The following is an 11,257-nucleotide window of genomic DNA, read 5'->3' on the forward strand; positions in this document are numbered from 1 at the left end:
CTTGAACATAGTTATCGATAATTTTTTGCCGTAAGTCGAGCGAATATGCCTTCATTTCTCTTTAAGGAAAATGTACAACCTATCTATTAATCGTACCTCATTAGATAGGGAAACGCTATAAGTAAACTAATATTTTTACATTTTAGATGTTTGTAAGCTGTTAAATATTTAAATTTTTATACAAAAAATACCATTATTTTTGAGTTCTAGCCAACGTTTAACGAAGGAACTCTCCTTTATTCAAAAGCCAAAAACTCAAACAAATACTCATAGCTCTTAAATCGATTTCAAAGAGTGTATTAGCCATATATTCTTTGACCTTGAAGGGGTAACAAGTGGGACGAAAAGGCTTGTATAGCCAGAAGTGGATAGATTATGGTAAAAATCGGACAATATTGTGCAATAAAACCAAAATAATGACAATATTACTCTAATTATACCAAAGTCAATTAATCAGATATTGAACAAAATCTAATAAATTTTTATCGGTTATTTATTAACATTAAACATTTATAGATAATTAGATATTAATGGTGCCGGGGTGAAATGTTATCAAGACTTTTCACAAAGCTATGTCTTATCAACCTCTGCACCTAAAATACCGCCCTCAAACCTTTGCCCAGCTGGTCGGTCAAAACGCGATCGCAAGCACTCTAACTAACGCTATCAGATTAGAACGAATTGCTCCAGCTTACCTATTTGCTGGTCCGAGAGGAACGGGCAAAACATCTAGTGCGCGGATTCTTGCCAAGTCTCTCAATTGTCTGTCTAATAATGCCCCAACCACAACGCCTTGTGGAAAGTGTGAAGTATGTCGGGCGATCGCTTGTAGTTCTTCCCTGGATGTAATAGAAATCGATGCCGCTAGCAATACTGGGGTAGAAAATATCCGCACCCTAATTGAAAGCGCTCAGTTTACTCCCCTATTGTGTCGCTACAAAGTATATTTAGTGGACGAAGCGCATATGCTAAGTACAGCGGCATTGAATGCTTTGCTCAAAACTTTAGAAGAGCCACCTACACGAGTAGTCTTTATTCTGGCAACCACCAATCCAGAGCGATTGTTGCCTACCATAATCTCCCGCTGCCAACGCTTCGACTTCCGACGCATCCCCATTGCGGCAATAGTGACTCATTTGAGTGAGATTGCTAATAAGGAAAACATTGATATTACACCAGATGCCCGAAATATGGTGGCTCAAATTGCCCAAGGGGGTTTGAGAGATGCTCAGAGTTTACTAGATCAGCTGAGTCTTCAAAGAGTACAGATAACTGTTGAGACGGTGCGTTTGTTAGTTGGAGCGGTGAGCGAGAGTGAGGCGATCGCGCTGATTGAAGCTTCAACTCTTGAGAACTTCACGGCGTTACTGGATATAACTCGACGACTGGTAGAGAAAGGAATTGAGCCGCTAACCATTCTGCAAAGCCTTACAAACGGTTTTCGTTCGCTTCTGGTTGCTTTGGTGAACCCGACTTGCAATGACCTTGTAACGGTTAGTAATGCGAATTGGGAGCAACTATGCGAGTTAGCCAAACACTGGAATATAGCCGCCTTACAGTACACCCTACAGCAACTTGTGGCAGGAGAGCGACAACTGAAGAATACGCAAGTGCCTGTACTATGGCTAGAAGCAATTCTACTTTCCTTATCTCAAAAGACACCAAGAACAACTGCTGAGACCTTATCACCACTGCAATTGCAAGCTGCCGCGCCCGTTATTGGCTCTACATCATTGAAAACTAACAGTGGCTCGAAAAAGCATACCTTTACTTCTCTTGCACAACGAAAAAGCTCAACAACAAGCGGGTCAATAAATAGCATAGATACCCCACCCCAAAAAGCAGCATTTCAACAAATTCATCAAGAAAGTAGCAGCCTAAACAGTGTTACTAACGAGTGGAAAAAAGTATGGTTCAATACCCTAAACTATCTATCCCCTCTTAACAAATCCTTACTTTCAAATCATGCATCTCTAATCGACATAAACGAATCTGTGGCAATCATCGCTATTTCTTCTGCCAGTCTCGCCAAAATTGCTTGCGAGCGGCTGGATGAAATCGAAAGTGCTTTAAGCAAGGCAATAGGAAAATCGATTAAAGTAAAAATCGAAGTTAATAAATAGGTACTACTAAGATTGCGTGCAGGGCATTGGGTGAAAAACCTGCCCTTGCACACCAATGACAACTATTTCACCTAACTTCTTTAACTCAAAAAAAGAAAAGTTTTATCAACTGATTACACAGCCAAATGAGCTAGAACAAATTATTCAACCCTTTCTAGATAGCGAGATAATCGCTATCGATACGGAAACCACTGGCTTAGACGCCCACACCGACCGCATCGAGTTGCCTTATCTTCAAGCAGTTTTGCCACTTGCTGCGCTTGGGCATATTTTCCAGCTTTCGCATATTCAAGCGCGATCGCTTCCAAAAAGCTACCTCACTCAGAGTCGTCCTCTACTACAGTCGCGCTGGGGTTCCGTCCCGAACACAAGGGTTTTAGATTCTGGTCCCTCAATGGTGCGCGTGACTTGCAGTGCTTGGGCTAGAAGTTGAGACGCTTCTTGTGAGTTTCCAATCTGGATATACTGACGAGCGATCGCAATCAGCCATCTGGCTTTTCGTTCTGGTGTTTCTAGGGAAGTGACAAACTGATAGGCTTTAGCGTAATCTTCTCTCTGCATTGACTTTACAAGAATTCCCTCCATGATGGAACTGCGTTCATATTCTTCTTTCATCGCTTGGGCAACGAGTAAGGCTAAGTCGTAGTGTTGGGCCCAAATGAAGTCTTCGGCAGTTAAGCGCAACGCAGCCGATTGTAAGTTTGCCGCTTCGATGGTTGGATACGTCACAAAGTATTCTAGTTGTTCTGATGTCTATAAAGTCATATCAACAACCGTAAATCCTTGTTCAGTAAAGCGCTTTTGAGAGCGATCGCTTTTGTGCAGGCTGAGTTGTTGTCAAGACAGTTTTTATCCTCCTTTGTCGAGGCGATGGACGAAGATAACGTAGAGCTAGGATTTGATTTTGACAATTTCTGATTCGGGAATTCTCAAGAAGATTGAGAACATTAGGTGCAAGATGTGAATTAACCAACAAAGGTGCAAAAAAGTTGGAGTGATAAGGACATTAGCGATCGCGAAGCAAGAGACTAAATTTATTTCTGCATTATATAAAAAACATATCCATAACAATGAGAATAGTGTCTATAAAGCTCTATTTCTATTTGTTGCTCATCTAAGATGGTATTAGCATCTTCATCGCCCTGATATTTCTTTCGTAAATCAGCAAGCCTACGCTCTAAAGGAATGTAGTAATCATCCCACCATGACGATTCGGGAAGCGTAAAACTGTTGATATAGGTGTATCCTGACTCCTGAAAGATAGTGATATTTTCCTCAATGTTCTTCATAGGAGGATACGCATTTCTCCAGAAATTCAAAGGTTCTTCAGGAGGATTTGTGACCAACCACGACAGTTCTGTGACAGCAAGCGCACCCCCAAGTTTTAAGAAACGACGCCAGGACTGTAAGCCGTCCCGAAAGCCCATAATATAAATAGCTCCTTCAGACCAAATTAGATCGAAACTCTCCTGTTCAAACTCCAGAGAAAACATGGAGCAGTTTTGCGTGATGATATGGCTTGATAAGTATTCCTGCTCTGCCCGCCGCTTTAACTCATCAAGAAATGGTTGATGGTTGTCTATAGCAGTAATGTATCCTCCTGTTATTTTGGCAAGCGCTAGTGTTTGCATCCCAGGACCGCAACCAATGTCCAAAATTTGGGGATTTTCAGGCAATTGTGGAACTAAAGACAAGGCTTTTGCTGTTGATGCGTTATCTCCCGGTGCTTCTCGTGGGATATCGCAATGGAGTTCAGAGAAAATATTCATTGCTTTCTCGCTCTTAGAGGTGGGTTTATCGATATCCTTGGTTTCTCACACATATCTAAGGTAAACCCGCCCCTACAACACTCAAATCATACAAGAATGATGTTACGGGACATGATATTTAGGTGCTGATGAAATGCAGCGATCGCCTCTTTAATAATGCAGGCGACAATGGTGAGCATTTTTCCATCTGCCGCCCAGGCATTTTCTTTCACCCTTCAGGAGGCAACGATTCCTGAAATTAACCGAGCGTTTGATGCCGACAAGTTAACTTCTGAACAATTGGTGCAGCTTTACCTAAACCGTATTGAAGCTTATGACATCAATGGTTCCGGACTAAACTCATTCATTAAAATTAATCCGAATGCCTTAGCAACCGCCGCCGCCCTGGATATTGAGCGAGATTTATCTGGGCCGCGCAGTCCATTACATGGTATCCCAGTGTTGTTGAAGGACAATATTGATACTTTTGATTTGCCGACAACGGCAGGCTCAGTTGCTCTGGAAGGATCAATTGCTCCGGACGATGCCTTTTTGACTCAACAACTCCGAAATGCGGGCGCAATCATTTTAATAATCTCTGATTGCCTGATGGCGTTGGATTAAGATATTCCCTAAAAATCATGCCGCAACTCATCTCTCAACCTATACGCATTGAAGCAGCAGGTAATAAACCCAAACTGATTGACGAGTATATCGGTCACATAACGACTCAAACTGAGGCTGCAAGCATCGCACATATGCGTTCTCCTAGTGGCTGGCTTGAACCTGGACAACGCCTTGATGAAGATGAATTTACTGTTGTTCTTAAGGGAACGCTACACGTTGAATTTGAAGGCGGTCAAATGGACGTTCAGGCATTCCAGGCAATTATTACCCAAAAGGGCGAATGGGTTCGCTACAGCACACCCTCTCCTGAAGGTGCTGAGTACATTGCTGTTTGTTTACCAGCCTTTTCGCCCGATACCGTGCATCGAGACTTATAAAGCACAGACAGTTAGGCTATTTCCGGAGTATCTCTCAGCTCGAATACAATCTCTTTTACCTCTAGCAGTTCGGCAAAGGCTGATTCAATCAAGGATTTAACTTCTAACCAATCTCATCCACCGTCACCGCATCCTAAAGCAGGGATAGCAATTGAAGTAATATAATACCTAAGTGCTGAAGTATACCAATGCTGCTCTTACCTTAAAACTCTTATTTAGTCTTGATTTTTGAGCTTGATAATTAGAGCGATAATTGCCTTCCTTGCATTCTTTAAGTCTGCTAATTGAACAGTTTTTCAGTCAATATAACCGTTGATAATAATAGGATGCTTATCTTTTTTTCATAAAAGGACTGCCATCTTAGTTTGTTGTTAAATCCCAGGGCGCATAATGCGTTCTGCAAGTGTTGGCATGAGACGCTGAAGGGCAAACAGTAATTTTGTTTTACCAATCCGCATTTCAAATCTATCTTGACTAAAATCACGCCAAAATTCTTCAACTAATGCCTCTAGTTTAATCTTGCCGCGTCCCCGTCCTTGTGTCATGGCAGTATCCACAAGTGGCGGAATAATCTCAAAGACTCGAACAGAGGTTGCTTCAAGCTGCCATCGCAAGGTTTTGGTGAAACTATGCAGTGCGGCTTTGCTGGCGCAATAGACTGGGGCGTTTTGCTTGGGCACAATGCCCAGCCCTGACGAAACGTTAATAATTGCAGCAGTGGGGCGACTCAAAAGTTGTGGGAGAAAAAGTTTGGTCAAATACAGAAGGCTGAGCAAGTTAATGTCTAGTTCAGTTTCAATCTGCTCAACTGCGATTGCAGGATCGGCAAATTCATAGTTATACTGAACGCCTGCATTATTGATGAGAATGTTGACATCAGGATAGTTGTAAACCAACTTTTCGAGGGCAACACGATCGCGCCTATCTGCAAGCTCAACGGTAATCGCTGGCAATAGGCTTTTCACAGCTTCAGCTTTTTGGGCATTTGTGCCTGTCACAATCACGGCATTCCCTTCATGGAGAAACCGCCGAGCGAGAGCAAATCCAATGCCTGATGTGCCCCCGGTAATCAAAACAGTATTATGAGCCGTCTTCATAAATTACTCGTGTCGCTAGGGTATGGAAGCCATCCTAAACTGGAGCTTGCGGTAGTTCATTAACATAAGTTAATGCGATTTCAATTGGCCACGAATTCGGCTCAAGCTGACAGGAGTGATGCCGAGGTAGGAAGCAATATGATGTTGTCTGATGCGGGTTTCCAAGCCAGGGTACTCTTCCTGAAAACTCAAATAGCGAATTTTGGCATTATCCAATAGCAAAGCACTTTCCCGCTTCTCCTTCTTGATAAATAAGATTTCAGCAATTTTGCAATTCAGCGCTTGCCAGCAGACATGGTTTTCTGAAAGTACTCGATAAGCAGAATAATCGGCAATGAGTAGCTTTGTATCCTCCAATGCCTGAATAAAAAGTCGTGAAGGCTGTTGCAATAGCAACGCGCTATAGGCGGCAACGAAGCTATTCTCAGCACAAAATGATTTCGTATATTCGTTGCCGTCGCGATCGACATAATATAAGCGCAGGATGCCGGAGATCACAAACCCGATTGTTTTTGGCACATCGCCTGCACAAACAAAAAAATCACCTTGTTCCAGGGTATAAATTTTAAATAGGTTTGTAACTTTGATAGCTTCGTCTTCGGGTAGGTTGATGAGCGAGCGTAGTATCGCGATCAGTTGAGTCAGTTCTTGGGTCAGCATACCTAAAATGCTATGAATTCGTTATTCGTGCTGCTCAATAGATCTCTTGCAAAAGTTGCGGCTGGGGTACTTCTCTTCGCCTACTACCTTGACGCTGCCTATAAGATGTGCGGATATTAGCGGGGTTATATCTTGAGAAGGCAGAAAAAGTGGTGGGCGAATTGATAAATTGATGAATTGAGGGAATTAGGATGAGTGGGTGCGATCGCTTCTTGAGTTGCAGTGGTAAAGTGCCATCGCCTCTTGGCAACAACGAGGATAACATCTTCCTCAACAGCAGCACCAGCGATCGCAGTAACACTCCTGAATCCCCCTCGAAGCTTTAAAAGTTGCTCGCCTACTCGTCAAAATCCTAGAAGTATCATGCAAATTTTGCTGACGAGTGGCTATGGCAGTTTGAAAGATGAGTTGGTAGTAGACAAATGTATGCAGTACCAAAACTTATCGCACATACAAAGATTGAGGCTCATTCAGAAGAAACCAATGCCTCAATTTCAGCCAAAAGCGCTTCTAGACGGCTCCACTTCTCTGGGTCTTCCCAGACTCGTGCCTGTTTAACCCGACGGATTGTTGCCTCAATGCGCTCTTTTCGCTCAGTTGGTTCACTAGAGTGAATGTAAGCCTTAAGCCGCGTCTGAATTTGGCTCAAGGAGAGGTCGAGAGCGATGGCTGTTTCTAGCAGTTCCTTTCTTTGGTCTTCATCTTTTAATCGGGCGATCGCTTTCGCCTTTGTGTAAGCAATCTTTCCCTGACGCAAAGCTATCAAAACATCATCAGACAAGTTGAGCAGGGGTAGACGATTTTTCACGAAGGATTCCCAGGTCATCAGCCCCAAGCTTGTAAATACTTCCTCAATCAGCTGCGATTCTGGGTTAGGCATAACGTTATGCCTAGAAGACTCAGGTTTATCAGCTGCATTCTTCATCCGATAAAGTAACGCAGTTACAGCCTCAACATCACTTCCTAAGCGTATTGCCAACAGCTGCAAGATTCCCTCAGTCTCTTCTACCGGGTTGAGATCCTCACGGCAGAGATTCTCAATCAGGGAAAGCTGCATTGCCTCTTCATCACTGAGAGACCTAATAACAACTGGCACTTCATCTAGCCCACACTCCTTAGCTGCTCGGTAGCGTCGCTCCCCAGCTACCAATTCGTACTTGTCATCAGAGCGAGAACGCACCAGCAGAGGTTGCAGAATGCCATGCTGCTTCACCGACTCTGCCAGCTCCTGCATTGCAGAGGGATCGAAGTAACGTCTTGGCTGCTGCTGCGGAAGACAAATTGCTGACAATAGCACCATTTCAGCCACCGCTTGAGAATCCCCAAACAAGGCATCCAATGACTTCATTTGCTGATAAGGGCGATGTCTTCGACTTGGCGAATCGCCTACGTGCTTGCTCATGATAACTTCTCCAAGCTAGCCGCAATCTGTTTGAGGACAGGCACGGCTGCATTTTTGCGGTTATAGAGAGCCAGCGGCACGTGGTCTTCCGAAGCATCGGCGAAGGCAGTAGAACGAGGAATTGGCGGGTAGACTGAGCCAACTTTCTTTAACTGCTCTTGTATTGCTTCTAAAGTTCGAGCATCCTGTATATTACGACCATCGTACATAGTGGGAATAAACCCAGCTATTCCGAGTTTGCGGTTAGGACGCGATCGCACTCGTGCCACCGTGCCTAAAAGCAACTCAGTTCCACAAAAGGCTTTATATTGAGTTTGAATTGGCACTAGCACGTGAGTTGCAGCCACTAGGCTGATATAGCTTAAAATTCCTAGACTGGGCGGGCAGTCAATCAGAATAAAGTCATATTGCTCAAGTACTGGCTCCAGAGCATCCTTGAGCCGGACATCTCGCATATCTGCAACTACCAGCTCCAACTCAGCAGCACTGAGACTGATATTAGCTGGAGCCAGAGCCATACCATGAATATCAGAATGGATGGATAGAGGTTTGCTGTGCAAAACGGACTCATAAACTGTCTGTTTGAGTGAAGTGGGGTCTATACCCATAAAGTTAGTTAATGACCCTTGGGGGTCCATATCTACCAGAAGTACGCGATGTTTGCGCTCTTGCAAATGGTAGGCAAGGTTCATGGCTAAAGTACTCTTGCCAACACCACCTGACTGATTAAATAGTGTGATTACCCGACTCAACTGAATTTCTCCTAATTCTGCTTGTGTTCGTTTAACTTGACTTCATGCTTATCGCTTTAACTGTGTCGCTGTTCGCAGAATAATAATTTATCGAATTATCTCGATCTCTATACTCAAGTCCAAGCCTCCCCAAGCTCTATCAGCAGTAAGTGCAGGTAGGTTCAATCGCTGGTAGTCCTGCATAGTCATGAAAAATCCATTATAATTTTAATGATTCAATCCCCCTTATTTTTTAGCTTATGGAATGTCCCAAGTGCGGCTCTCAATCCGTTGTAAAAAATGGCCACACTCATAGTGGCAAACAAAACTTTAAATGTCGAGATTGTCTTTGACAATTTGTCATGGCTCCCCGACATCAACCGATTTCTCAAGAAAAAAGAGAATTGATAGATCGGCTCTTATTAGAAAAAATATCTTTGGCTGGAATTGTTAGAAGTACAGGGGTTTCTGAACGGTGGCTACAATACTATGTCAATCAAAAATTAGACTCGGTCAAGAGAGAAGTGCAAGTAACCTCAAAAAAAAGGGAAGCTAACAATCCAATGTGATGAAATGTGGTCATTCGTAGGGTTTAAGGGGAACAAGCAGTGGATTTGGTTAGCCATTGATGTAGTTACTAAAGAAATTATCGGAGTATATATTGGGAAAAGAGATGAAACTGGTGCAATAGGATTGTGGGATTCTTTACCCTCAGTGTATCGCCAGTGCGCTGTCAGTTATACAGACTTTTGGAGTGCTTATGAGAGAGTATTTCCGAAAAATAGACACCAATCAGTAGGCAAGGAAACTGGCAAAACCTCCTATATAGAAAGATTTAACAATACGATGAGGCAAAGAATATCTCGGCTAGTTAGAAAAACTCTTTCATTTTCTAAAAAGCTCTCTAATCATATTGGAGCTATCTGGTATTTTATTCATGAGTATAACGCCTGTTTATTAATAGAGGGAAAGACTTACTTTTCATGACTATGCAGGACTACCAGATTTTGAAGCAGAGTCCGCAGTGGGAAATGGTAAAAATCCAGCTGGAGATTTGATGGATTTGCTCGTCGGGTGCGCTTTCAAGTCAGGCTCTAGAGCGGTGCGTTCTATTTCTAGATCTGACATCGGTGCAGCTATTTCTTTATTAACATTTTTGTCAAATTTATCGGTTACTTCCCCCGATATTTGGATGTTAATAGCTCTGTTTTGTTCCTCTTCTTCAGAAATCTCAAAATTGATGGTTTCTTCCTTAGTTCCTTCTTTATTTGAAGGGGACTGAACCTCAACATTTTCTTTTTTATCTTTAAATTTCAGCATTGCTGAAATTAATTGTGCAATCAATTGCTGGTACTTTTCTTGAAAGGTCGCAGCATCACCTTGAGAAACACCAAATATTGACATTGCAGCCTGCTCCTAATCATTCAATGAAAGTATGTATTAGAGAAGTGAAGCCTTTGTTGGGTTGAGCTAAAATCGCTGGGTAAGGAAAATTTCACATCACGTACCCTCGCCGTTAGAAAAATTAACCAAAGTGAATCCAGTTCCTTCGTAGCAGTAACGACTATGGAAAACTGTATTTTCCTTGCCAGCAGATTGGGCTATTACCAAACATGGAAACCCATTTCGGGCCTGTTCCGAGATAGAAAATAAAGAAATTGCTTTCGGTAAATTAGGATTGAGCATTAAGCTCAAAGTTAACCTGCTTCCATCGGTATAAACAGAGTATAAACACCCACCTTTACCACACAATTGAGGTGTATTGAAGTCAATGATGTAAAGGTTATCCTTCTCCAAAGAGGGAACTTTAAATGCCTTAATTTGATTGGTATTTAAAGGCTTTTCAGATTCGGCGCGGGTGTAATTCTCTTGCACAGCAGCCGCCAAAACTCGATCGGGCACAACTTGATTAGCTCTAACCCAACTCGTTGCTTGCTCATTTTGACTCAAAGCCCAAAGAGAACCCAAACCAATTAGAAGACAAATAGCAACAGCAACAAAAATTATCCTTTGCACTCCTGTTGCAGGAAGCTTAGATCGTGAGAACATAATTTCACCTCAAGAGCAACCCAAAGTAGCTAAAGCTTGTTGGTAATCGTTAGCAGCCTTTTCTCCGTAAGATTTCACGGAGAGCTTGCCTGAAATATCACTTACGAGAGCATCGATGGGAATACCAGAGCCACCAAAATGCATTTGAGCCACTCGTTGAAGTAGGCGATCGCCAGTAAAAGGCTGTCCACTCGCTGGGTCAATTTGGGCTGCTGCCCTATCAATTAACCTCTTAGCATCAGCATCAAACAAAGCCTCTTGGTCGGACGGAGGGAAGTAAATTAGCATCTCCTGCTCGTTGATGGGACTGCCGCTGTCCACTTTGGCTAACGGGACTTAAACTAAAATTTAGAATTAATAAAGGTATAATCGAGGTATGGCATAGATTTCACGTTGAAGGGCAAGCTATGAAACAGACAACTCCTGCCGCCATGCCTCCTTGC

At 42.9% G+C, this 11,257-nt stretch carries 15 protein-coding genes and 1 pseudogene; 5 read left to right on the forward strand and 11 right to left on the reverse strand.

The genetic code is table 11. The annotated features are described in order from the left end of the window. The first annotated feature begins 572 nt into the window (after positions 1-572). Positions 573-2,123, forward strand: a complete 1,551-nt coding sequence (locus H6F77_RS11870; protein WP_190488698.1) for a DNA polymerase III subunit gamma/tau — start codon at positions 573-575, stop codon at positions 2,121-2,123. A 173-nt stretch (positions 2,124-2,296) separates the two neighbouring features. Here the strand turns inward: H6F77_RS11870 and H6F77_RS28360 are convergent, their stop codons facing one another. Together H6F77_RS28360 and H6F77_RS11875 are read right to left on the reverse strand one after the other, a co-directional pair. Further along, positions 2,297-2,431, reverse strand: coding sequence for a hypothetical protein (locus H6F77_RS28360; RefSeq protein ID WP_255515729.1), 135 nt, complete (start codon positions 2,429-2,431; stop codon positions 2,297-2,299). 13 nt (positions 2,432-2,444) lie between these two features. After that, positions 2,445-2,852: a tetratricopeptide repeat protein gene (locus H6F77_RS11875; RefSeq protein WP_190488700.1), complete on the reverse strand. Its 408-nt coding sequence runs from the start codon at positions 2,850-2,852 to the stop codon at positions 2,445-2,447. A 54-nt stretch (positions 2,853-2,906) separates the two neighbouring features. Here H6F77_RS11875 and H6F77_RS28365 point away from each other — a divergent pair, with 54 nt between their 5' ends. After that, positions 2,907-3,041 (forward strand): hypothetical protein, encoded by a 135-nt coding sequence (locus H6F77_RS28365; protein ID WP_255515730.1) that lies wholly within the window; start codon positions 2,907-2,909, stop codon positions 3,039-3,041. Positions 3,042-3,157: 116 nt separating this feature from the next. On the opposite strand, the gene H6F77_RS11880 is transcribed toward H6F77_RS28365, so the two are convergent. Next, positions 3,158-3,892 carry a class I SAM-dependent methyltransferase gene (locus tag H6F77_RS11880; protein ID WP_190488702.1) on the reverse strand — a complete coding sequence of 245 codons (735 nt, stop codon included), beginning with the start codon at positions 3,890-3,892 and terminating at the stop codon, positions 3,158-3,160. 168 nt (positions 3,893-4,060) lie between these two features. On the opposite strand from H6F77_RS11880, the gene H6F77_RS11885 reads away from it, so the two are divergent. Further along, positions 4,061-4,495 (forward strand): amidase family protein, encoded by a 435-nt coding sequence (locus H6F77_RS11885; protein ID WP_242022092.1) that lies wholly within the window; start codon positions 4,061-4,063, stop codon positions 4,493-4,495. 17 nt (positions 4,496-4,512) lie between these two features. Further along, a complete protein-coding gene (locus H6F77_RS11890; protein WP_190488706.1) occupies positions 4,513-4,875 on the forward strand; it encodes a cupin domain-containing protein in 363 nt (120 codons plus the stop codon). Between the two features lie 371 nt (positions 4,876-5,246). Here H6F77_RS11890 and H6F77_RS11895 read toward each other — a convergent pair whose 3' ends face one another. The 5 genes from H6F77_RS11895 to H6F77_RS11915 form a co-directional block, all read right to left on the reverse strand. Further along, positions 5,247-5,972, reverse strand: coding sequence for an SDR family oxidoreductase (locus H6F77_RS11895; protein ID WP_190488708.1), 726 nt, complete (start codon positions 5,970-5,972; stop codon positions 5,247-5,249). 69 nt (positions 5,973-6,041) lie between these two features. Continuing rightward, positions 6,042-6,632 (reverse strand): Crp/Fnr family transcriptional regulator, encoded by a 591-nt coding sequence (locus H6F77_RS11900; RefSeq protein ID WP_190488710.1) that lies wholly within the window; start codon positions 6,630-6,632, stop codon positions 6,042-6,044. A gap of 34 nt (positions 6,633-6,666) precedes the next feature. After that, positions 6,667-6,933 (reverse strand): hypothetical protein, encoded by a 267-nt coding sequence (locus H6F77_RS11905; protein ID WP_190488712.1) that lies wholly within the window; start codon positions 6,931-6,933, stop codon positions 6,667-6,669. Positions 6,934-7,098: 165 nt separating this feature from the next. Next, the gene (locus H6F77_RS11910; protein WP_305076081.1) at positions 7,099-8,034 is read right to left on the reverse strand and encodes a ParB/RepB/Spo0J family partition protein; all 936 of its coding nucleotides are present in this window, start codon (positions 8,032-8,034) and stop codon (positions 7,099-7,101) included. Then, positions 8,031-8,786 carry a ParA family protein gene (locus H6F77_RS11915; protein ID WP_190488714.1) on the reverse strand — a complete coding sequence of 252 codons (756 nt, stop codon included), beginning with the start codon at positions 8,784-8,786 and terminating at the stop codon, positions 8,031-8,033. The genes H6F77_RS11910 and H6F77_RS11915 overlap by 4 nt, the downstream gene beginning before the upstream one ends. A gap of 239 nt (positions 8,787-9,025) precedes the next feature. On the opposite strand from H6F77_RS11915, the pseudogene H6F77_RS11920 reads away from it, so the two are divergent. After that, positions 9,026-9,752 (forward strand): annotated as a pseudogene (locus tag H6F77_RS11920) (IS1 family transposase). Here the strand turns inward: H6F77_RS11920 and H6F77_RS11925 are convergent. The 3 genes from H6F77_RS11925 to H6F77_RS11935 form a co-directional block, all read right to left on the reverse strand. Then, a complete protein-coding gene (locus H6F77_RS11925) occupies positions 9,753-10,169 on the reverse strand; it encodes a hypothetical protein (protein WP_190488716.1) in 417 nt (138 codons plus the stop codon). It abuts the pseudogene before it with no gap. 96 nt (positions 10,170-10,265) lie between these two features. Next, a complete protein-coding gene (locus H6F77_RS11930) occupies positions 10,266-10,814 on the reverse strand; it encodes a hypothetical protein (RefSeq protein ID WP_190488718.1) in 549 nt (182 codons plus the stop codon). A gap of 9 nt (positions 10,815-10,823) precedes the next feature. Then, the gene (locus H6F77_RS11935; protein WP_190488720.1) at positions 10,824-11,135 is read right to left on the reverse strand and encodes a hypothetical protein; all 312 of its coding nucleotides are present in this window, start codon (positions 11,133-11,135) and stop codon (positions 10,824-10,826) included. Positions 11,136-11,257 lie beyond the last annotated feature (122 nt).

Source organism: Microcoleus sp. FACHB-831 (assembly GCF_014695585.1).
In the GTDB taxonomy this organism is placed as follows: Bacteria; Cyanobacteriota; Cyanobacteriia; order Cyanobacteriales; family FACHB-T130; genus FACHB-831.

What these genes read in the sequence shown, in the direction of transcription:
- H6F77_RS11870 (WP_190488698.1), top strand. Translation starts at nt 573, where the DNA reads ATGTCTTATCAACCTCTGCACCTAAAATACCGCCCTCAAACCTTTGCC.
- H6F77_RS11880 (WP_190488702.1), bottom strand. Translation starts at nt 3,892, where the DNA reads ATGAATATTTTCTCTGAACTCCATTGCGATATCCCACGAGAAGCACCG.
- H6F77_RS11885 (WP_242022092.1), top strand. Translation starts at nt 4,061, where the DNA reads ATGGTGAGCATTTTTCCATCTGCCGCCCAGGCATTTTCTTTCACCCTT.
- H6F77_RS11890 (WP_190488706.1), top strand. Translation starts at nt 4,513, where the DNA reads ATGCCGCAACTCATCTCTCAACCTATACGCATTGAAGCAGCAGGTAAT.
- H6F77_RS11895 (WP_190488708.1), bottom strand. Translation starts at nt 5,972, where the DNA reads ATGAAGACGGCTCATAATACTGTTTTGATTACCGGGGGCACATCAGGC.
- H6F77_RS11900 (WP_190488710.1), bottom strand. Translation starts at nt 6,632, where the DNA reads ATGCTGACCCAAGAACTGACTCAACTGATCGCGATACTACGCTCGCTC.
- H6F77_RS11910 (WP_305076081.1), bottom strand. Translation starts at nt 8,034, where the DNA reads ATGAGCAAGCACGTAGGCGATTCGCCAAGTCGAAGACATCGCCCTTAT.
- H6F77_RS11925 (WP_190488716.1), bottom strand. Translation starts at nt 10,169, where the DNA reads ATGTCAATATTTGGTGTTTCTCAAGGTGATGCTGCGACCTTTCAAGAA.
- H6F77_RS11930 (WP_190488718.1), bottom strand. Translation starts at nt 10,814, where the DNA reads ATGTTCTCACGATCTAAGCTTCCTGCAACAGGAGTGCAAAGGATAATT.